20 protein-coding genes are annotated in these 19,208 nt (G+C 54.0%); 18 read left to right on the forward strand and 2 right to left on the reverse strand.

The features are described 5' to 3' along the window. Nucleotides 1-7 precede the first annotated feature (7 nt). From KNO58_RS07120 to mnhG, 3 genes are read left to right on the forward strand one after another with little or no spacing between them, the layout of a single operon-like run. Nucleotides 8-487 carry a Na+/H+ antiporter subunit E gene (locus tag KNO58_RS07120; RefSeq protein WP_214752608.1) on the forward strand — a complete coding sequence of 160 codons (480 nt, stop codon included), beginning with the start codon at nt 8-10 and terminating at the stop codon, nt 485-487. Beyond that, nucleotides 487-777 (forward strand): Na(+)/H(+) antiporter subunit F1, encoded by a 291-nt coding sequence (locus KNO58_RS07125; RefSeq protein ID WP_214752610.1) that lies wholly within the window; start codon nt 487-489, stop codon nt 775-777. The genes KNO58_RS07120 and KNO58_RS07125 overlap by 1 nt, the downstream gene beginning before the upstream one ends. Continuing rightward, nucleotides 755-1,114 (forward strand): monovalent cation/H(+) antiporter subunit G, encoded by a 360-nt coding sequence (mnhG, locus tag KNO58_RS07130; RefSeq protein ID WP_214752612.1) that lies wholly within the window; start codon nt 755-757, stop codon nt 1,112-1,114. The genes KNO58_RS07125 and mnhG overlap by 23 nt, the downstream gene beginning before the upstream one ends. Nucleotides 1,115-1,149: 35 nt before the next feature. On the opposite strand, the gene KNO58_RS07135 is transcribed toward mnhG, so the two are convergent. Beyond that, nucleotides 1,150-2,463 (reverse strand): dihydrolipoyl dehydrogenase family protein, encoded by a 1,314-nt coding sequence (locus KNO58_RS07135; RefSeq protein WP_214752614.1) that lies wholly within the window; start codon nt 2,461-2,463, stop codon nt 1,150-1,152. A 72-nt stretch (nt 2,464-2,535) separates the two neighbouring features. Here KNO58_RS07135 and uvrC point away from each other — a divergent pair, with 72 nt between their 5' ends. Further along, the gene (uvrC, locus tag KNO58_RS07140) at nt 2,536-4,320 is read left to right on the forward strand and encodes an excinuclease ABC subunit UvrC (protein ID WP_214752616.1); all 1,785 of its coding nucleotides are present in this window, start codon (nt 2,536-2,538) and stop codon (nt 4,318-4,320) included. Further along, complete coding sequence (locus KNO58_RS07145; protein ID WP_214752619.1) at nt 4,317-5,123, forward strand: aminoglycoside adenylyltransferase domain-containing protein; 807 nt, start codon at nt 4,317-4,319, stop codon at nt 5,121-5,123. The genes uvrC and KNO58_RS07145 overlap by 4 nt, the downstream gene beginning before the upstream one ends. 48 nt (nt 5,124-5,171) lie before the next feature. Here KNO58_RS07145 and KNO58_RS07150 read toward each other — a convergent pair whose 3' ends face one another. After that, entirely contained in the window at nt 5,172-5,564 is a 393-nt protein-coding gene (locus KNO58_RS07150) for a YslB family protein (RefSeq protein ID WP_251026136.1), read from the reverse strand. Between the two features lie 223 nt (nt 5,565-5,787). Here KNO58_RS07150 and KNO58_RS07155 point away from each other — a divergent pair, with 223 nt between their 5' ends. The 13 genes from KNO58_RS07155 (at nt 5,788) to lon (ending at nt 19,208) form a co-directional block, all read left to right on the forward strand. Continuing rightward, nucleotides 5,788-6,405, forward strand: coding sequence for a succinate dehydrogenase cytochrome b558 subunit (locus KNO58_RS07155; protein ID WP_214752623.1), 618 nt, complete (start codon nt 5,788-5,790; stop codon nt 6,403-6,405). A gap of 15 nt (nt 6,406-6,420) precedes the next feature. Then, a complete protein-coding gene (gene sdhA, locus KNO58_RS07160; protein WP_214752625.1) occupies nt 6,421-8,178 on the forward strand; it encodes a succinate dehydrogenase flavoprotein subunit in 1,758 nt (585 codons plus the stop codon). Then, nucleotides 8,175-8,975, forward strand: a complete 801-nt coding sequence (gene sdhB, locus KNO58_RS07165; protein ID WP_214752627.1) for a succinate dehydrogenase iron-sulfur subunit — start codon at nt 8,175-8,177, stop codon at nt 8,973-8,975. Before sdhA ends, sdhB begins: the two co-directional genes overlap by 4 nt. 9 nt (nt 8,976-8,984) lie before the next feature. Further along, nucleotides 8,985-9,425, forward strand: a complete 441-nt coding sequence (locus KNO58_RS07170; protein WP_214752629.1) for an acyl-CoA thioesterase — start codon at nt 8,985-8,987, stop codon at nt 9,423-9,425. A 71-nt stretch (nt 9,426-9,496) separates the two neighbouring features. Further along, entirely contained in the window at nt 9,497-9,760 is a 264-nt protein-coding gene (locus KNO58_RS07175) for a phosphocarrier protein HPr (RefSeq protein WP_021066838.1), read from the forward strand. 116 nt (nt 9,761-9,876) lie between these two features. Then, nucleotides 9,877-10,683: a glutamate racemase gene (gene racE, locus KNO58_RS07180; RefSeq protein ID WP_285222555.1), complete on the forward strand. Its 807-nt coding sequence runs from the start codon at nt 9,877-9,879 to the stop codon at nt 10,681-10,683. After that, nucleotides 10,676-11,425, forward strand: coding sequence for a ribonuclease PH (rph, locus tag KNO58_RS07185; RefSeq protein ID WP_214752631.1), 750 nt, complete (start codon nt 10,676-10,678; stop codon nt 11,423-11,425). Before racE ends, rph begins: the two co-directional genes overlap by 8 nt. After that, on the forward strand, nt 11,422-12,012 hold the full coding sequence (locus KNO58_RS07190; RefSeq protein ID WP_214752633.1) for an XTP/dITP diphosphatase: 591 nt from the start codon (nt 11,422-11,424) through the stop codon (nt 12,010-12,012). The genes rph and KNO58_RS07190 overlap by 4 nt, the downstream gene beginning before the upstream one ends. Nucleotides 12,013-12,017: 5 nt before the next feature. Then, the gene (locus KNO58_RS07195; protein WP_214719951.1) at nt 12,018-12,530 is read left to right on the forward strand and encodes a metallophosphoesterase family protein; all 513 of its coding nucleotides are present in this window, start codon (nt 12,018-12,020) and stop codon (nt 12,528-12,530) included. A 541-nt stretch (nt 12,531-13,071) separates the two neighbouring features. Further along, the gene (locus KNO58_RS07200; protein WP_214752635.1) at nt 13,072-13,977 is read left to right on the forward strand and encodes a hypothetical protein; all 906 of its coding nucleotides are present in this window, start codon (nt 13,072-13,074) and stop codon (nt 13,975-13,977) included. 88 nt (nt 13,978-14,065) lie between these two features. Then, nucleotides 14,066-15,358, forward strand: coding sequence for a trigger factor (tig, locus tag KNO58_RS07205; RefSeq protein ID WP_021066844.1), 1,293 nt, complete (start codon nt 14,066-14,068; stop codon nt 15,356-15,358). Nucleotides 15,359-15,568: 210 nt separating this feature from the next. Beyond that, nucleotides 15,569-16,837 (forward strand): ATP-dependent protease ATP-binding subunit ClpX, encoded by a 1,269-nt coding sequence (gene clpX / locus KNO58_RS07210; RefSeq protein ID WP_021066845.1) that lies wholly within the window; start codon nt 15,569-15,571, stop codon nt 16,835-16,837. A 70-nt stretch (nt 16,838-16,907) separates the two neighbouring features. After that, nucleotides 16,908-19,208, forward strand: coding sequence for an endopeptidase La (gene lon / locus KNO58_RS07215; protein ID WP_021066846.1), 2,301 nt, complete (start codon nt 16,908-16,910; stop codon nt 19,206-19,208).

The raw sequence follows: 19,208 nt of genomic DNA on the forward strand, positions 1-19,208 counted from the left end.
TTTAGAGATGGCTTATCAACTACTCATCAACTTTTTCCTGGCGTTCATTTGGATGTTCTTCACGGGTACGTTCACGACGAGCGGATTCATCATCGGCTATTTGCTCGGATTACTCGTCATCTTCATGATGCGTCGCTTCTTCAAGAACACGGATTTCTACTTCATCCGCGTCTTGAAACTGTTTAAACTGTTCTTGATTTTCTGCCGGGAGCTCATCCTCGCCAACGTCGAGGTGCTCCGGCTCGTCCTCAGTCCGAAACTGAAAATTAAACCAGGCATCTTCCGGTACCATACCGAGCTTGATGCCGGTTGGAAGGTCAGTTGGCTGTCGATGCTCATCACGCTGACACCAGGGACGCTCGTCGTTCAAGTGTCGGATGACAATAAGACGCTCTATATCCACGCGCTCCATATGCCGGATAAAGAGTCGCTCAGACGAGACATTTACGATAACTTTGAGACGAAGATTAAGGAGGCGACCAGCTAATGTTAAATATCATCATTTACGTGGCGCTCGCCATCCTCGTGCTCGCCATGCTTGGCATGTTGTATCGGGTCATCAAAGGACCGACGACGGCAGACCGTGTCATCGCGCTCGATTCTATTGGGATTGGCTTGATCTCCGTCGTCTCACTGTTGTCGATTCTGCTCGACACGACGATGTTCTTCGAAGTCATCCTCTTGCTCGGGATTTTAGCCTTTATCGGAACGGTGGCGTTCTCGAAATTCCTCGAGAAGGGAGAGATCATCCAACATGACCGCAACAATGATTTATGACATCTTGACCGGTGTCTTCACGATCATCGGGGTATTCTTCACCGTCGTCGCGGCCATCGGTCTCATCCGGCTACCGGACATCTACTCGCGGGCCCATGCGGCATCGAAGAGCGCGACGCTCGGCGTCATGTTCGTCTTGTTCGCAGCGCTCCTGCATGTCTGGGTCGACCAACGCGTCTTTGACGCACGGCTCCTGCTCGGTTTGTTCTTTGTCCTCTTGACGGCTCCGGTCGGTGGGCACTTGATTGCGCGGGCGGCGCACGCCCAAGGGGTCAAGCTCTGGGACAAATCGCTCCAGGACGCGTTGCAAGAAGATAAGGATAAAGGAATCGAATGACGAAAGGCTCTTCCACCGACGTGGAAGAGCCTTTTTTAGATGAGATAGGAGACATCGGACGCGGACGTCGGATACGCGAACTCCAAGTGTTTGACGTGTTGATGGGTCATATTGTTTTGTATAATGAATGAGAACAAGTTGATCAGTTCCGGCGCGTGTTGCCCGATCAAGTGGGCACCGAGCACATGACCATCCTTGCTAAGCAAGATGCGGGAGAATGCGGTCGTGTCATTGATGCGCTCATACGTGAGAAAATGGGACAAGTCGTTGTCTTTACATTCATAGTCGATGCCTTGTGCTCTGGCCTCATCGACTGTCAGCCCGACTTTGGCGATAGGGGGCGTTGTGAAGACGACCGTCGGGGCCGGACGCTCAGGGAGCGGACGCGTATTGTTCCGGAGCAGGTTGAGCGCGGCGATGCGACCTTCCTGTCCGGCGAACGGGGTGAGGGCCGGATTGCGACTTTTGGCGACGTCGCCGGCCGCATAGACGTTCGGGTTCGTCGTCTGCAAGTACTCGTTGACCAAGACGCCGCTGTGGTCGGACTCGATGCCGGCCGCGTCCAAGCGAAGCCGCTCGATGCTTGGAATCCGCCCGGTGGCGTTAAGCACGAGCCCTTCAAGGGTAGAGTCATCTGATAACGTCACGACGTCGCCATGGATATTGACCGGTTCGATTCCGTAACGGACATCGATTCCGATGTGAAGCGTCTCATCGACGAGACGCTTGACGACTTTGCGGTCGAACGGTTTGAGTGCCCGCGACCGGACGAGGAGCGTCACGTCACACCCGAAACGGCGCAGGATATGGGCGAACTCGAAGGCGATATAGCCGGCACCGACGATGATGATGTGTCGCGGTAATACCTCGAGGTCGAAGACGTCATCGCTCGTGATCGCGCCGTCTCCACCAGGGATGTCGAGCGGACGCGGGATTTGACCCGATGCGATCAAGAACTGATGTGCCGAGATTTCATGCCCTTCGATGACAATCGAGTCCTCGTCGATGAAATGAGGCTCTCCTTCGAACAAGTCGATGCCATGCCCTTTCCAATGATGCATTTTCGTCGTCGGGACGGCGAAACGGTACTCGTCGACGCGACGTTTGAAGGCGTGCCAATCGAGTTTCAGCTCACCGGTCACACCGAGCGGCTTCATCCGCTCCGCCCGGGCGATCAGGTCGGCTCCTTCCGCGAGCATCTTTTTCGGATCACACCCGCGCTGCGGACATGTCCCGCCGAACGTCCAATTCTCGACAATCGCAATTTGTTTACCGGCGTCACGTAACACGCTGGCGGCCTGGCTCGCTGCCGAGCCGCTGCCGATGATGATGACATCGTACCGTTTCATTCCAAAACCCTCCCTCTGAGACTTCATCAATTTTTTCCCGTCTGGAAGGAACCTAAACTGAGGTGATTGAATTTGAGTCATTCTGACCACATTAAACATAAATTGGCGCTCCTCCCGGACGAACCCGGCTGTTACTTGCATAAGAACGAGTACGGTGAAATCATTTACGTCGGGAAAGCGAAAAATCTGAAGAACCGGGTCCGATCGTATTTCACAGGGGCGCATGACATTAAGACGATGCGACTCGTGGCCGAGATTCGCGACTTCGAATATATCGTCACGGCGAGCGAACTCGAGGCGCTCCTGCTCGAAATGACGCTCATCAAAAAGCACGACCCGAAATACAACATCCGTCTCAAAGATGACAAGTCGTACCCGTATATCAAAATCACGAACGAGCCGTACCCAAGGCTGCTCACGACGCGGAAACTTAAGAAGGACGGCGGCTACTATTTCGGGCCGTATCCGAACGCCTACGCGGCCAATGAGACGAAACGGTTGCTCGACAAGCTGTATCCGCTCCGCAAGTGCCAACCGATGCCGCGCAAGCTCTGTCTGTATTACCATATCGGGCAGTGCCTCGGGCCATGTGAACTCGCTGTCGATACCGATGAACAGAAGGATATCGTCCAAGAGATTCGTCGCTTCTTGAACGGAGAAACGAGCGAGACGCTCGCCAAGCTCCAGGTCGACATGGGCAAGGCGGCCGAGGATATGCAGTTCGAACGGGCGGCCGAACTACGTGATCAAATCCGGGCCGTCGAATCGATTATGAACAAACAGAACATGATCACGGCCGACCCGACGGCGCGCGACGTCTTCGGCTATACGCTCGACAGGGGCTGGATGTGCGTCCAAGTGTTCTATATGCGGGGCGGCAAGATGATTGAACGCGACGTGTCGCTGTTCCCGCTTCATGGGGAACCGTCCGAGGAACTCGAGAGTTTCATCGTCCAGTTCTATGAGCAGAACGTCGTGCCGAAAGAAGTGCTCGTACCGGAAATCGTTCGTATCGACTTGTTGAACGAGGCAATCGGGACGAAGGTGATGCAACCGAAGCGGGGGGCGAAACGGCAACTGCTCGACTTGGCGACGAAAAATGCGAGCATCGCCTTGAACGAGAAGTTCGAGCTGCTCGCGCGGGACGAAGAGCGGACGCTCCTCGCCATGCGTGAGCTCGGTGAGGCAATCGGTATCCCGAACTTGTCGCGCGTCGACATCATCGACAACGCCAACATTCAAGGGGCGGACGCCGTCTCGGCGCTCGTCGTCTTTGAGGATGGCAAGCCGCTCAAGAAAGAATACCGGAAATACAAGATTCGTACCGTCCAGGGACCGGACGACTATGAAACGATGCGAGAGGTCGTCCGCCGTCGATTCCGTCGCCTATTGACGGAAGAAAAACGTCTGCCGGACTTGCTGTTGATTGACGGGGGCATCGGTCAATTGAACGCCGCCCTCGACGTCCTGCAGAATGAGTTCGGACTCGACTTGCCCGTCGGTTCGTTGAAGAAAGATGACCGTCACCGGACGAGCCAGCTCTTGTTCGGGGAAGGGGGCGGAGTCGTCGAACTCAACTCGCGTTCGAGCGCGTTCTATCTGCTGCAACGCATGCAAGACGAGGTCCACCGCTTCGCCATCACGTTCCACCGCAGCCTGCGGACGAAAAAGATGACGAAGTCGGTGCTCGATGACATCCCGGGCGTCGGACCGAAGCGGCGTCAGCAGTTGATCCGTCATTTCGGGTCGATGAAGCAAATCCGTCTCGCCTCGCTCGAACAGTTAAAAGAAGCGGGTCTGCCTGAGAAGTTGGCCGAGACCGTAATCCAATACGTCCATGAGGAGACCGATGAATGAACCGAGACGCGTTAGCTGATTTTCCAGACAAGACAGCACCTTTCATCGAACAGTTTGTTCGTGGACTTCGTGACGTGACGGACGCGATTCGACATGCATACGTGCACGGGTCTGTGACAATGGGAGGGTTTCATCCGAGGCAGAGTGATGTCGATTTACTGTTCGTGAGCGACCGAGACCTGTCGGATGCGGAACGGCTCGGTTTGATGCGACTGTGCCTGGCGACATCGACGCAGCCGTATCCGCTCGAGTTGACCGTGCTGACGGAACGGGCGTTACACGAATGGGTCCATCCGAGTCCGTTCGAGTTCCATTATAGTGAGCAGTGGCGTTCTCGGTTGGAGGAAGCAACAATCGATGAGCTACTCCACGAGCAACGTGAGTTGACCGATCCGGATTTGGCCGCCCACCTCAAAGTCATCATGGAGCGAGGCTGTGTCTTGTATGGGGCTCCGCTACATGAGTTGTTGCTCGGGTTTGAAGATGAACATTACCGAGAAGCAATCAAGGACGACGCGGTGGATTGCCTGAGCTCGCTTGATAATCATCCCGTGTATAGCGTATTGAACCTCGTGCGGGTGATTGCCTACGAGACGGATGGACGTGTGCTCGCCAAACGAGAAGTGCTCGAGTGGGCGAAGCGACAACCGATTCCGGCCAATCTCCTGCTTGTCATTCAAAAAGCGGCAGCGGCGTATGCGGGTGCAGACAGTACGTTCTCAAGAACGGAGCTCATCGACTTTTATATCTTTGCCAATGAGCGCCTCTTCCCGTATGAAGATATGGATGAGTTGGAGGATTAACTCAAAAAGAAAGAGCCGATGCGGTCTGATGATCGCATCGGCTCTTCGTCATTCATACGTATCTTTTCGGTCTAGTTGGACGGTGATGTGGACGGCCTTGCGCGCCACCTCGGCGTAGCCTTCGGCGACACATTGGAAACGACCCGCAATCTGTTCGGCCAAAAACCCAGCTTCGAGCTGGAAGTAGCCCGTTGCCTTTTCTTGGGTCGCGGGTGGGGGTGTAAGCTCGAACAAGAATTTATTTCCTTTTTCTTTCAGCAACGTCAAATCTCCCCAGCCGGCCTCACTAAAGAAGGCGCTCAGTTCCTCGTTGGGCATGACCGGGAACTTGCGTGCGACCCGTTTACCCGACCAATAGATGACTTGGGCGTAATCGTCCCCAAGCAAATCCGTCAACACATAATCGCGCAACAGTTCGATCGCGAAAGTGGGTTGGCTCATCGTTTCCATCTTCTTCCATCACTCCAATCTCTCTATACCATTATAACGACGAATCGGCTTTTGGTCACCGGGTATTTTGCAAAAGAATGTGTCACAAATCGGTCAGGTTGTCTTGTCATACAAAATTCACAAGAGTAGAATAGGAGACAGAAAGCTATATTTACATTTGAAAACGCTTTTATTTACAAAACGAGCCAAGGGCTCGTACAAAGGGGGAACTAGAATGGCTTCGCAGCGTGACTATTTCAGTCGTAAAGTCCATTCGCTACTTGGGGTCATCCCAATCGGCCTGTTTTTGATCGTCCACTTGTCGGTCAACTACTATATCGTCGATGGGGTGGAGTCGTTTAACAAGGCAGCAAAATTCATGGAGAGCTTACCGTACTTGTACTTCCTTGAAGTCACGGTCATCGCATTGCCGATGATTTTTCACGGCGTGTATGGCGTGTATTATGCGTTCCTCGGTTCGATCAACACGAACCGTTACTCATACGCCCGTAACTGGATGTACATGCTCCAACGCTTCACGGGCGTCTTCCTCGTCATCTTCATCGCATGGCACGTTTGGGAAACGCGCTTGGCGAAATTGCGTGGCGTCGAAGTGAATGCGGAGATGATGCAAAACATCGTCGACAATCCGCTCATGCTTATCTTCTACATAGTCGGGATCCTCTCGGCTACGTTCCACTTCGCGAACGGTCTTTGGTCGTTTGCCATCACGTGGGGGATCACACAGTCGCCTCGTTCACAGCGCTTCATGAGCTACGTCTCAGGCGCGGTCTTCTTGGCACTATCTTTTGTCGGCATCCGTTCAATCTTGACGTTCGCTGGCATCTTGTAATAGGGGGAAAAGTACATGGCAAATCAAAGTTTGATCGTCATCGGTGGCGGTCTGGCTGGACTCATGGCGACAATCAAGTCGGCTGAGATGGGTGTTCCGGTAAAACTCTTCTCGCTTGTACCGGTCAAGCGTTCACATTCAGTTTGTGCACAAGGCGGCATCAACGGTGCCGTCAACACGAAAGGGGAAGGGGATTCTCCTTGGCAACACTTCGATGATACGGTCTATGGGGGCGACTTCCTCGCCAACCAACCGCCGGTCCAAAAGATGGCGGAAGCGGCACCGAAAATCATCCATATGTTCGACCGGATGGGCGTCATGTTCAACCGGACGCCAGAAGGTCTTCTCGACTTCCGACGTTTCGGCGGTACGCTCCATCACCGCACAGCTTATGCTGGTGCGACGACAGGGCAACAACTCCTTTACGCGCTAGACGAGCAGGTCCGTCGCTATGAGGCGCAAGGACTCGTCGAGAAATATGAAGGCTGGGAGTTCCTCCGGGCCATCATCGACGAAGCCGGCGTCTGCCGTGGTGCGGTATGTCAGGATTTACGCTCGATGGAAATTAAAGCGTTCCCATCGGATGCGGTCATCCTCGCGACCGGCGGACCAGGTGTCATCTTCGGTAAATCGACGAACTCGGTCATCAACACCGGCCAAGCGGCTGGAGCGGTCTACCGTCAAGGCGCGGTCTACGCGAACGGCGAGTTCATCCAAATCCACCCGACGGCAATCCCGGGGGACGACAAGCTTCGTCTCATGAGTGAGTCGGCGCGCGGTGAAGGCGGACGTGTTTGGACATACAAAGACGGCAAGCCATGGTATTTCCTTGAAGAGAAGTATCCGGCCTACGGAAACCTCGTGCCGCGTGATATCGCGACGCGTGAGATTTTCGACGTCTGTGTCAACCAGAAGCTCGGCGTCAACGGCGAGAACATGGTGTATCTCGACTTGTCACATAAAGATTCGAAAGAGCTCGACATCAAACTCGGCGGCATCCTCGAGATTTACGAGAAGTTCGTCGGCGACGACCCGCGGAAAGTCCCGATGAAAATCTTCCCGGCCGTCCACTATTCGATGGGCGGACTCTGGGTCGATTACGACCAGATGACGAACATCCCAGGGCTGTTCGCTGCCGGGGAGTGCGATTACTCGATGCACGGTGCCAACCGTCTCGGTGCCAACTCGCTCCTCTCAGCCGTATACGGCGGGATGGAAGCCGGTCCGGCTGCCGTTCACTACATGCGCGGTCTCGACCAAGCGACAGAGAGCGTGCCAGAAGCGCTCTTCAACTTCAACGAACGTGAAGAAATCGAGCGGTTCAACGATATCCTCGCGATGGACGGTACGGAAAATGCGTATCAAATCCACCGTGAGCTCGGTGAACTTATGACCGACAACGTCACGGTCGTTCGTTACAACGACAAACTTGAAGCGACGGACCTCAAACTCCGTGAGCTTCGTGAACGTTACAACAACATCTCCGCGACCGATACGGCACGCTGGAGCAACCAAGGGGCCTCGTTCATCCGACAGCTCGACCACATGCTCGACCTCGCACGCGTCATCACACTCGGCGCACTGAAACGCGACGAGAGCCGTGGCGCGCATTACAAACCGGACTTCCCGGAGCGTGATGACGAGCGCTTCATGAAGACGACGATGGCACGTTACGACAATGGGGAAGTCGATATCTCGTTTGAAGAGATCGACGTTTCGTTAATCCCGCCACGTAAACGGGATTACTCGAAGAAAGGGGCGAAGACGAAATGACGACGCCGATGCAAGCAGACCAAAAAGACATTCGTTTTATCATTGAACGCCAGGACGGGCCGGATCAACCGACCTACACGGAAGAGTTCACCGTCCCGTACCGTCCAAATATGAACGTCATCTCGGCGTTGATGGAAATCCGCCGGAACCCGGTCAACGCGAACGGGGACAAGACGACACCGATCAACTGGGACATGAACTGTCTCGAAGAAGTGTGTGGTGCTTGTTCGATGATTATTAACGGCAAGCCGCGCCAATCGTGTACGGCGCTCGTCGATAAGCTCGAGCAACCGATCCGTCTGTCACCGATGAAGACGTTCCCGGTCGTCCGTGACCTTCAAGTCGACCGTCAACGCATGTTCGACGCGTTGAAAAAAGTGAAGGCGTGGGTCCCGATTGACGGGACGTACGACCTCGGACCAGGTCCACGGATGCCAGAGAACAAGCGTCAATGGGCGTATGAATTGTCGAAATGTATGACGTGCGGTGTCTGCCTCGAGGCATGCCCGAACGTGAATGACAAATCGAACTTCATCGGACCTGCCGCCATTTCGCAAGTCCGTCTCTTCAACTCGCACCCGACCGGCGCCTTCCATTCGGAAGAACGTTTGGAAGCGCTCATGGAAGACGGTGGCCTCGCACAGTGCGGTAACGCACAAAACTGTGTCGAAGTTTGTCCGAAAGGCATTCCGCTCACGACGTCAATCGCTGCGATGAACCGTCAGACGACGCTTCACTCGTTCAAATCGTTCTTCGGTAGCGACAAAGGCCGCACCGGTTCTGCGGTCGAGGCGTAAGGGTCACGGATGACGAAGTACTTCCGGGAAGCCGATTGGGAAACACGTGTCAGAGCAGGGGTAGCGCTAGACGTCAAAGTCCGATTCTCGGAGTGCGACCCGTATGGCCATATGAATAACACGATTCCGTTCATCTATTTCGAGGATGCGCGAATCGAGTTGCTTGAAGCGACTGGATTCTCATTGAGAGATGGGTTCGTCGTCGTGGCGGACGCCCAGTGCGACTATGTCCGCCAAGTGATGCCGCGCCAATCGATCAAGGTGTATGCCAATGTCTTGACGGTCGGAAACACTTCATGTGATATTCATTACGGGGCATATGATGGAGACCAACTCATGTTCGCGGGGCGCACGAGCCTCGTGCACTTGTCGAAATCCGGTCGTCCGACCGAATGGACTCCAGAATATAAAAATCGCTTGCAGAATTTTTGCGAATCCGCTATCATTTGATAATGAGTTCACAAACAATTATTTTGCAGGTCCGCCTGTAGAATTGAAATTTGAAGGGAGACTATCACGTCATGGAAAAAACGTTCACAGTCGTTGCAGATTCAGGAATTCACGCTCGTCCAGCTACACAGTTGGTTAACACAGCTTCTAAGTTCCAATCAGATATCAACCTTGAGTACAACGGTAAAACAGTAAACCTCAAGTCGATCATGGGTGTTCTTTCACTCGGAATCGCTAAAGATTCTACAATCAAAATCACTGCAGCTGGTGACGATGCAGAAGAAGCGGTTAACACGCTTTCTGACATGCTCACAAGCGAAGGTCTTGCTCAGTAATTGAGCGACGGACGAGGCGGCCAATTGGCTACCTCGTCTTTTTTGTTTGTCACGAGACCGTTTCTTTTTCAGAATCGGCTTTTTTGGTAAGATAGATGGGAATGGAAGTGATGATCATGAAACGAGCGATTGGAGTACTCGATTCAGGAGTTGGCGGCTTGACGGTGGTCAAAGAACTGATGCGCCAACTACCAAAAGAAGAAATTATCTATATCGGCGACACGGAACGGTGTCCGTATGGCCCGCGCCCGCACGACGAGATTGAAGCCTATACGTGGGAACTGATTGAGTTCCTGTTAAGCAAGAATGTGAAGATGATCGTCATCGCCTGCAACACGGCGACAGCGGTCGTCTTGAAAGAAGCGCGCAAACGTCTCAACATCCCGGTCATCGGTGTCATCGATCCGGGTGCCCGCGCGGCCGTCAAAGGGACGCGCAATAAACATATCGGTGTCATCGGCACGAAGATGACGATCGAGAGCAACTCGTACGAGACGGCACTTCGGCACGTGGCCGGCGAGATTGATGTGTATTCGCTCGCTTGTCCACCGTTCGTCCCGCTCGTCGAAGCCGGCGAACTCGACGGGGAACGCGTCCGCACGATCGTCGCCGAGACGATTCGGCCGCTCCAGTCTTCCGAGATGGATACGCTCATCCTCGGCTGCACGCACTATCCGTTGCTCGCTCCGGTCATTCAAGACGTCGTCGGACCGGACGTCCATTTGATTTCGTCAGGTGACGAGACGGCGCTCGAAGTGGCGGCCATCCTTGATTTCAAAGAGCTCGAGAACGACCTCGACACGGTCCCGGCGCACCAGTTTTATGCGACGGGGGACGTCGTCATCTTTGACCGGCTCGCGACAGAGTGGCTCGGTCAGCCCGTGAGAGCGGAGAAAGTAGAGGTGTCCGGTGTCGATGCGTAACGAACGAAACCAGGACGAGCTCCGGCCCGTCGAAATCGTTCCTCATGTGAACAAGCATGCGGAAGGATCGGTCCTCATCTCGATCGGGGACACGAAAGTTATCTGTACGGCGACGGTCGAAGAACGCGTCCCGAACTTTTTGCGCGGCAAGAAACAGGGCTGGATTAACGCCGAGTATTCCATGCTTCCGCGTGCGACCGGCAACCGCACCGTACGTGAATCGGTCCGCGGGAAACAGTCGGGCCGGACGATGGAGATTCAGCGTCTCATTTCCCGCTCGCTCCGTTCGGTCGTCGATTTGGAACGGCTCGGCGAACGGACGATTTGGATTGACTGTGACGTCATCCAAGCGGACGGGGGCACGCGCACGGCCTCGATCACTGGCGGTTTCTGTGCCCTCGTCCTCGCGGTCGACGCGCTCATCCGTCAAGGCAAGCTCGACGACACACCGATTAAAGAAGGCGTCGCCGCCATCTCGGTCGGTCGGACCGATCAACTGCTCCTCGACTTGAACTACGAAGAAGATGCTGCGGCCGAGGTCGATATGAACGTCGTCATGACGGCGAGCGGACGCTTCGTCGAAGTGCAGGGCACAGGAGAAGAGGCGACGTTCACGTTGCTCGAGATGAACGAGATGCTCCAGATGGCCCAGAGCGGGATCGAGACGCTGTTCAAAGCGGCCGAAGACGCGCTCGGTGCCTCATGGTGGTATGTCGGGGAACAATTGGAGGAAACAACATGAAACTCATCGTCGCAACACGTAATAAAGGAAAAGTCGCAGAAATCGAAGGCATGCTCACGCCGCTCGGCTTCGAGGTCGAGTCATTGCTCGACTATCCGGACGCACCGGAGACGGACGAGACGGGCACGACGTTCGAAGCGAACGCCGAACTGAAAGCAAAGGAAGCGGCCCGCTACTTTGGTCATGCCGTCCTCGCTGACGACTCGGGGCTTGAAGTCGACGCACTCGACGGGGCACCGGGTGTCCATTCGGCCCGCTTCGCCGGACCTGAGAAATCGGACGAGGCGAACAACGCCCTCTTGCTCGAGAAGTTGAACGGGGCGACCGACCGGACGGCACGCTTTATCTGTGCCCTCTGTCTGGCCAAACCATCAGGAGAGACGTTGACGGTACGCGGTACGATTGAAGGGACGATCGGCTACGCGCCGCACGGGGAGAACGGTTTCGGTTATGACCCGCTCTTCATCGTCCCGTCGCTCCATAAGACGGCAGCAGAACTCGAACGCGACGAAAAGGCGGCGGTCAGTCACCGCGGTCAAGCACTACGAAAGTTAGAGGCAGAAATCATTCCGTTCATGAAAGGGTGACCCGTATGCGTTTTCTCGTAGTCAGTGACAGTCACGGATTGACCGAAGAACTATCGATCATCTTCAATCGGCACGAACAAGAAATCGACGATGCGTATCATTGTGGCGACTCGCAACTCGCGCTCGTCGACGAGCACCTGCTCCCGTATCACACGGTGCGCGGCAATTGCGATTTCGGTGGCGACTTGCCGCTCGAGCGAATCGAGGAGACGGCCGAAGGCACGATTCTCATCGTCCACGGCCATCATCACGACGTGAAGTACGACTTGAACCGGTTGCGTTACCGGGCCGAAGAGGTCGGGGCGAACGTCGTCTTGTTCGGCCACTCGCACGTCGCCGGTGCGTTGATTGAGGACGGGGTGCTCTACGTGAACCCGGGCTCGATTCGGATGCCGCGCGGACGGAGTGACAAGACGTATGTACTGATGGATCTCGAGAACGGACAGGCCAACGTCCGCTTTTATCGGTCTGAGGACGGTTCGGCCGTCGAGGATCTCGATGTGAGCGGAAAGCTGTGACGGAATGAAAAGAAGGAATTGACAGCAAACCATTTTTCTATTATAGTTTTCTTGTCAATGTCCCAATAGCTCAGCTGGATAGAGCAACGCCCTTCAAGACAAATAGGAGCCTTTATAGGGAAACAGAAACCTATAGAGTGGACGACACTATATCGGTGAAGCCTTAACAGATCATGCTGATGGTAATACCGAGGAAACTTATTTCCTTTCGGGGACAAGATGGTTCGAAGGACTAAAGGTCATCCTTTAGAGGTAGAGCCATTGAAGGAGCAGTTTGCTCGTGAGGTTCCGTAGAGACTACACGTGTCGCACCTGAAATGGTGAAGATATAGTCCAGACTACAAACAACACACGTTGGTGGCGAAAGCCATGGTGGTAAGCTAAGGCGTCGGTCGGGGGTTCGAATCCCTCTTGGGACACTTCCATTTAAAATAGAGATAGCCTCCACGGAGGTTGTCTCTTTTTTCGTTTTTCGGGGTATTGATTGACAACGAATCGATTCCTAACGGAAGATGGAGATGAATGGAAAGGGTGTGGAGAGATGGCAAAAGAGAAAGCGTACCCGTTTCCTGGGAACTGGTCGCGGCTTCAGAAGATGATTCAAGAAGCGGACACGGCCGGAGAACGGCAACGGGTCGAACCGATTCTATGGGATTGGTATGAGGCAGTGCCCGGTGATCCCTTTGTTTTCATGGAACTATTCCAATGTCTGATGGAACGTCCGGAAGAACCGGAGACGCTCGAGAAACTCGAAGAACTCGTCACGACTCAGATGACGGTGGCAGAAGAACCTGCAGCCGGCGGGCTTCAAATCGCCCAGTATTACATCATGCGTGACCAACCGTTCGAGGCGGCCCATTGGATCAATCGCTATCTCGAATGGCAAGAGAAGACCGATCACGTCAACACGCAAGCGCATCAAGTGTTGCAAGTGTTGAAGTTGACCGAGTTCCCGGCGGCAATCGCCAAAGTGAAGCGGATCCTGAATCGTGGCGGAATCGGTGAACAAATCGAGACACTCGAACACGTCCATTTCAACATCGACGACGTCCTCGACAACGTCTTGAAAGAACTTCTCGTCGCCGACCGTCCGAAATTGATGAAGTTGATCGTGCTTCAAAAAGCGTTCGACGAGTTGCCGGTCATCGAATGGACCGATCTTGGGACACGGCATCGGTTGACGCGAGACGAGGCGGCCGTGCATACACAAGCGTGGGAAGCGATGACGAATCAATTGCAGCGGGTCGTATATGGGGACGAAATCGCGACACAACTGCTCATGAACTACATGTATACGCATTACCCGTTCACACCGCAAGAAGCGTCTGACGTGGAGGCGGCGATCGGACAGGCGAAAACGGCCATCTTGCAACACGAGGAAACGGACGGCCTGGCAGCGGAAATCCTCGAGGCGGACATGCGTTTCACCGAGGCGTTTCTAGACTAAATCCTTGTGTGCAGTCGCCGGATTTATGCTATAATACGGATTGTTGTACATTCTTGTACGTATAAACGAATTGTTGGAGGGACTTAGCATGACAGCAAAATGGGAAAAAACATCAGGTAGCCAAGGCGTACTCACGTACGAAGCACCTGCAGAAGCTTTTGATAAAGCAGTCGACGCCGCATTCAAAGATGTCGTCAAAACTTTGAACGTGCCTGGCTTCCGTAAAGGGAAATTGCCACGCCCAATGTTCAACAAAATGTACGGAGAAGAAGCACTCTATCAAGATGCGCTCGATATCCTCTACCGTGACACAGTTCAAGGTGCGGTCGAAGAAGCTGGTTTCGAACCAATCGCTCTCGAAAACATCGATGTAGACGGCACGCTCGAAAAAGGCAAACCAGTAACGTTCAAAGTAACGTTCGTCGTTGAGCCAGAAGCTGAGCTTGGCGAATACAAAGGTCTCGAGTACGAAGCTGTTGAAACAACAGTCACTGACGAAGAAGTTGCAGCTGAACTTGACGCGCTTCAACAGCAAGGCGCAGAGCTTGCTGTCAAAGAAGGCGCAATCGAAAACGGCGATACAGCTGTCTTTGATTTCGCAGGTTTCGCTGACGGAGAGCAATTCGAAGGCGGCACAGCTGAAAACTACACGCTCGAAATCGGTTCAGGCCAATTCATCCCTGGATTCGAAGAGCAAATGGTCGGCTTGACGGCTGGCGAAGAAAAAGACGTTGAAGTAACATTCCCTGAAGAGTACCACGCTGACAACTTGGCGGGTAAACCAGCGACATTCAAAGTCAAACTTCACGAAGTCAAAGCGAAGCAAGTTCCTGAGCTCGACGACGAGTTCGCAAAAGACATCGACGAGTCAGTTTCATCACTTGACGAGTTGAAAGCGAAAATCCGTGAGCGCTTAGAGACTGCGAAGAAACAAGAAGCGGAAGGCACAATGCGCGACCAACTCGTCGAGCAAGCAACAGCTAACGCAACAATCGACGTACCTGCAGTACTCGTTGACCAAGAAGTAGACCGTATGGTTCAAGAATTCGGCACACGTGTTTCTTCACAAGGAATCGACCTCGACATGTACTTCCAGCTTACTGGAACGACTGAAGAAGCGATGCGCGAAGAGATGAAAGAGCAAGCTGAAGAGCGCGTTAAAGCTCGTCTCGTCTTGAAAGCAATCGCTGAGAAAGAAGCGATCGAAGTGTCTGACGAAGATGCTGAGAAAGAACTCGAAGAAATGTCTAAACTTTACAACATCGCACCGGATCAACTCCGCACGATGCTCGCGCCACAAGGCGGAATCGAGACACTTAAAGGTGACCTCAAATTCCGTAAAGCGATCGACGTTCTCGTTGAAAACGGGAAAGCGAAGTAATCGGATGACAGAAGGACGGCTGCTCAGCAGTCGTCCTTTTTTTCGTCACGACACTTTGCATGTGTTTATCTTTGATGAAGTGATTTGTTCATGCTACAATTATTGCAACGCAGAGATGTAAATGTCTTTTCATGGTGCATGCGCACCTGGGAATACAAATAGGCGATTTATCGCACTTACATCCATTTTCATTTAGAAGGGGTGTACCGAATGTTCAAATTTAACGAGGAAAAGGGGCAACTCAAGTGCTCGTTTTGCGGAAAATCGCAAGAACAAGTCCGTAAATTAGTCGCCGGTCCTGGCGTATACATTTGTGACGAATGTATCGAACTTTGCAATGAAATCGTTGAGGAAGAGCTCGGTGTGGAGGAAGAAGTCGAATTTAAAGACATTCCAAAACCACAAGAGATTCGTAACATCCTAGACGACTACGTCATTGGTCAAGACCGCGCCAAACGTGCGCTTTCAGTAGCTGTCTACAACCACTATAAACGTATTAACGCCGGTGGCCGTTCGGATGATGTCGAACTTTCGAAGTCGAACATCGTCATGATCGGACCAACTGGTAGCGGTAAGACGCTTCTCGCTCAGACGATGGCTCGCGTCTTGAACGTCCCGTTCGCAATCGCGGACGCGACGAGCTTGACGGAAGCCGGTTACGTCGGGGAAGACGTCGAGAACATCTTGCTCAAGTTGATTCAATCGGCTGACTATGATGTCGAGAAGGCTGAAAAAGGGATCATCTATATCGATGAAATCGATAAGATTGCCCGTAAGTCGGAAAACCCATCGATCACGCGTGACGTGTCAGGTGAAGGTGTTCAGCAGGCACTTCTTAAAATCTTGGAAGGTACGGTCGCAAGCGTACCGCCGCAAGGTGGACGTAAGCATCCGCATCAAGAGTTCATCCAAATCGATACGACGAACATCTTGTTCATCGTCGGCGGCGCGTTCGCTGGCATCGAAGCGGTCGTCAAACGCCGCATCGGGAAGAAAGTCATCGGATTTGGGAACGACCAAGAAAACCGCGAGTTGACGCAAGAAGACTTGCTCGCCCGCGCGCTTCCGGAAGACCTTCAGAAATTCGGATTGATTCCGGAATTCATCGGTCGTTTACCGGTCATGGCGACGCTCACGACGCTTGACGAGGAAGCCCTCGTCGAAATCTTGACGAAGCCGAAGAACGCCCTCGTTCGTCAGTACGAGAAAATGCTCGAACTTGACGATGTCGAACTCTCGTTCACAGACGAGGCGTTGGTTGAAATCGCCAAACTTGCCATCAAACGTAAGACAGGCGCACGCGGTCTCCGCTCGATTATCGAAGAAATGATGCTCGATGTGATGTTCACTGTCCCATCGCGCGACGATATCGAGAAAGTCATCATCACGGATGAAACGATTACGGGTCTTGCCGGTCCGAAATACGTCCTTCGCGATGGTACTGTCGAACAGACAGGCGACAATAAAGAGACAGCATAATTTTGAACGAAGAAGGCTCAAACACTCGGCACATCCGAGTTTTGGGCCTTTTTGCACAGGAGGCGTTGTAATGGAACAATTACCAATCCTTCCTTTGCGTGGAGTCGTGGTGTATCCGCTCATCGGAGTGACAATCGACGTGGGGCGTCCGCTCTCCCTACGGGCACTCCTTGCCGCAAAGGAACACGAGACAGATTTGATTGTTGTGACACAAAAAGAGACGGGGAAAGAATCACCTGAACCGGAAGACTTGTACGCAATCGGGACACGCGTCCATATCGCCAAGATGAGCGAGCTGTCGAACGAGACGGTCCGCGTCCGTTTGGTCGGGAAAGAGCGCGTCAAGATCAACTCGATTGAAGAGACGAAGGAAGGCTGGTTCGCAGACGTCGAGCCGCTCGAACTCGTCGAAGGGGAAGAAGTCGAGCGGACGGCACTCGTGCGCCTATTGAAAGAACAGTTCGGCAAACTCGTCGGGTCCATCAAAGGATTGTCACCGGACGAACGCCGTCGTTTCGAGATGTATGAGCGGCTCGAGTCGTTGACCGACTATATCGCATCGAAGCTCGACGTCGACGTCGATATCCGCCAAGCGATGCTCGAAGAACCGGACGCCGTCAAACGCGGCTTGGAGCTGCTCGAGATTATGACGCATGAAGTCGAAATCATCGAGCTCGAGCAAGAGTTGCGTGAACGGACGAAAAAGACGATTGAACAGGCACAAAAAGAGTATTATTTGCGCGAACAGATGAAGACGATTCAGCAAGAGCTCGGCGACCAGTCGCAAGAGTCTGAACCGAACCGTCTCCGTGAGAAACTCGAGGCGCTGGATTTGCCAGAGACGACACGGAAGAACGTCATGCGCGAAGCCGAACGATTGAACGTCGTCCCGGCGACGTCACCTGAGTATGCCGTCATCCGCAACTATCTCGACTGGATCGCCTCGCTGCCGTGGGGCATCGAGACGGAAGACAAGCTCGACGTCAAACATGCGGCCGATGTGTTGGATGACGACCACTACGGGCTCGAGTCGGTGAAAGACCGGATCCTCGAGTACTTGGCGGTCCGTCAATTGACGAATTCGCTCCGTGGACCGATTCTTTGTCTCGCCGGACCTCCAGGGGTCGGGAAGACGTCGCTCGCCCGCTCGATCGCGTCGGCGCTCGAACGTCACTTCGTCCGCGTCTCGCTCGGCGGGGTACGTGACGAGGCCGAGATTCGTGGGCACCGCCGCACGTATATCGGGGCGATGCCAGGCCGCATCATCCGTGGCTTGAAACAGGCCGAGAGCAAAAACCCGGTGTTCTTGCTCGACGAGATTGACAAAATGGCGTCCGATTTCCGGGGCGACCCGGCGTCGGCCATGCTCGAAGTGCTCGACCCGGAACAGAACGTCTCGTTCTCGGACCACTATATCGAGGAACCGTTCGACTTGTCGAACGTGCTCTTCATCGCGACGGCGAACGACGTCTCGCAAATTCCGGCGCCGCTGCTCGATCGGATGGAACTCATCCAAATCGGCGGCTACACGGAACTCGAGAAAGTCGAAATCGCCAAGCGTCACTTGGTACCGAAACAATATAAAGAGCACGGCTTGAAGAAGAGCCAGCTCACGATTAAAGAGGACGCGCTGTATGAAGTCGTCCGCCGTTACACGCGTGAGGCCGGTGTCCGGAACTTGGAACGTGTCATCGGTTCGCTTTGTCGGAAAGCGGCGAAGCAAATCGCCATCGGCGAGAAGAAACGCGTCACCGTCTCGTTAAAGAGCCTCGGCGACTACCTCGGGAAACCGAAGTACCGCTACGGTAAAGGGGAGACGGAAGACTCGATCGGTGCTGTCACCGGACTCGCCTATACGGCGTTCGGGGGCGACACGCTCACGATCGAAGTCGCGCTCGCTCCTGGTAAAGGCAAGCTCCAGTTGACGGGGAAACTCGGTGACGTCATGCAAGAGTCGGCGCAGACGGCGTATAGCTACGTCCGTTCGAACGCGGAACGGTTCGGGATTGACCCGACGTTTTACGAGCGCCAAGACGTGCATATCCACGTGCCGGAAGGTGCCGTCCCGAAAGACGGTCCGTCGGCGGGGATTACGATCGCGACAGCGCTCATCTCGGCGTTGACCGGGAAGAAGGTCCGCCGTGACATCGGGATGACCGGGGAAATCACACTCCGCGGCCGCGTCTTGCCAATCGGCGGCTTGAAAGAGAAAGCGCTCGCCGCACACCGAGCCGGCTTGACGACCATCGTCATTCCGAAAGACAATGAGCGTGACATCGATGACATTCAAGACACCGTCCGTGAGAAACTGACGTTCGTCCCGGTCACGACGCTCGATCAAGTATTAGAAGTAGCATTTGGAGGAAATTAA

Origin of the sequence: Exiguobacterium sp. J17977, assembly GCF_018616375.1 — a bacterium.
Classification (GTDB): Bacteria; Bacillota; Bacilli; order Exiguobacteriales; family Exiguobacteriaceae; genus Exiguobacterium; species Exiguobacterium mexicanum.

Bases quoted from the DNA above. Each gene is read 5' to 3' on its own strand.
- KNO58_RS07155 (WP_214752623.1), top strand. From the start codon at position 5,788: ATGGCTTCGCAGCGTGACTATTTCAGTCGTAAAGTCCATTCGCTACTT.
- KNO58_RS07190 (WP_214752633.1), top strand. From the start codon at position 11,422: ATGAAACTCATCGTCGCAACACGTAATAAAGGAAAAGTCGCAGAAATC.
- rph (WP_214752631.1), top strand. From the start codon at position 10,676: ATGCGTAACGAACGAAACCAGGACGAGCTCCGGCCCGTCGAAATCGTT.
- racE (WP_285222555.1), top strand. From the start codon at position 9,877: ATGAAACGAGCGATTGGAGTACTCGATTCAGGAGTTGGCGGCTTGACG.
- KNO58_RS07170 (WP_214752629.1), top strand. From the start codon at position 8,985: ATGACGAAGTACTTCCGGGAAGCCGATTGGGAAACACGTGTCAGAGCA.
- tig (WP_021066844.1), top strand. From the start codon at position 14,066: ATGACAGCAAAATGGGAAAAAACATCAGGTAGCCAAGGCGTACTCACG.
- KNO58_RS07135 (WP_214752614.1), bottom strand. From the start codon at position 2,463: ATGAAACGGTACGATGTCATCATCATCGGCAGCGGCTCGGCAGCGAGC.
- KNO58_RS07200 (WP_214752635.1), top strand. From the start codon at position 13,072: ATGGCAAAAGAGAAAGCGTACCCGTTTCCTGGGAACTGGTCGCGGCTT.
- KNO58_RS07145 (WP_214752619.1), top strand. From the start codon at position 4,317: ATGAACCGAGACGCGTTAGCTGATTTTCCAGACAAGACAGCACCTTTC.
- KNO58_RS07150 (WP_251026136.1), bottom strand. From the start codon at position 5,564: ATGAGCCAACCCACTTTCGCGATCGAACTGTTGCGCGATTATGTGTTG.
- lon (WP_021066846.1), top strand. From the start codon at position 16,908: ATGGAACAATTACCAATCCTTCCTTTGCGTGGAGTCGTGGTGTATCCG.
- KNO58_RS07175 (WP_021066838.1), top strand. From the start codon at position 9,497: ATGGAAAAAACGTTCACAGTCGTTGCAGATTCAGGAATTCACGCTCGT.
- clpX (WP_021066845.1), top strand. From the start codon at position 15,569: ATGTTCAAATTTAACGAGGAAAAGGGGCAACTCAAGTGCTCGTTTTGC.
- KNO58_RS07125 (WP_214752610.1), top strand. From the start codon at position 487: ATGTTAAATATCATCATTTACGTGGCGCTCGCCATCCTCGTGCTCGCC.
- sdhA (WP_214752625.1), top strand. From the start codon at position 6,421: ATGGCAAATCAAAGTTTGATCGTCATCGGTGGCGGTCTGGCTGGACTC.
- KNO58_RS07195 (WP_214719951.1), top strand. From the start codon at position 12,018: ATGCGTTTTCTCGTAGTCAGTGACAGTCACGGATTGACCGAAGAACTA.
- KNO58_RS07120 (WP_214752608.1), top strand. From the start codon at position 8: ATGGCTTATCAACTACTCATCAACTTTTTCCTGGCGTTCATTTGGATG.
- mnhG (WP_214752612.1), top strand. From the start codon at position 755: ATGACCGCAACAATGATTTATGACATCTTGACCGGTGTCTTCACGATC.
- sdhB (WP_214752627.1), top strand. From the start codon at position 8,175: ATGACGACGCCGATGCAAGCAGACCAAAAAGACATTCGTTTTATCATT.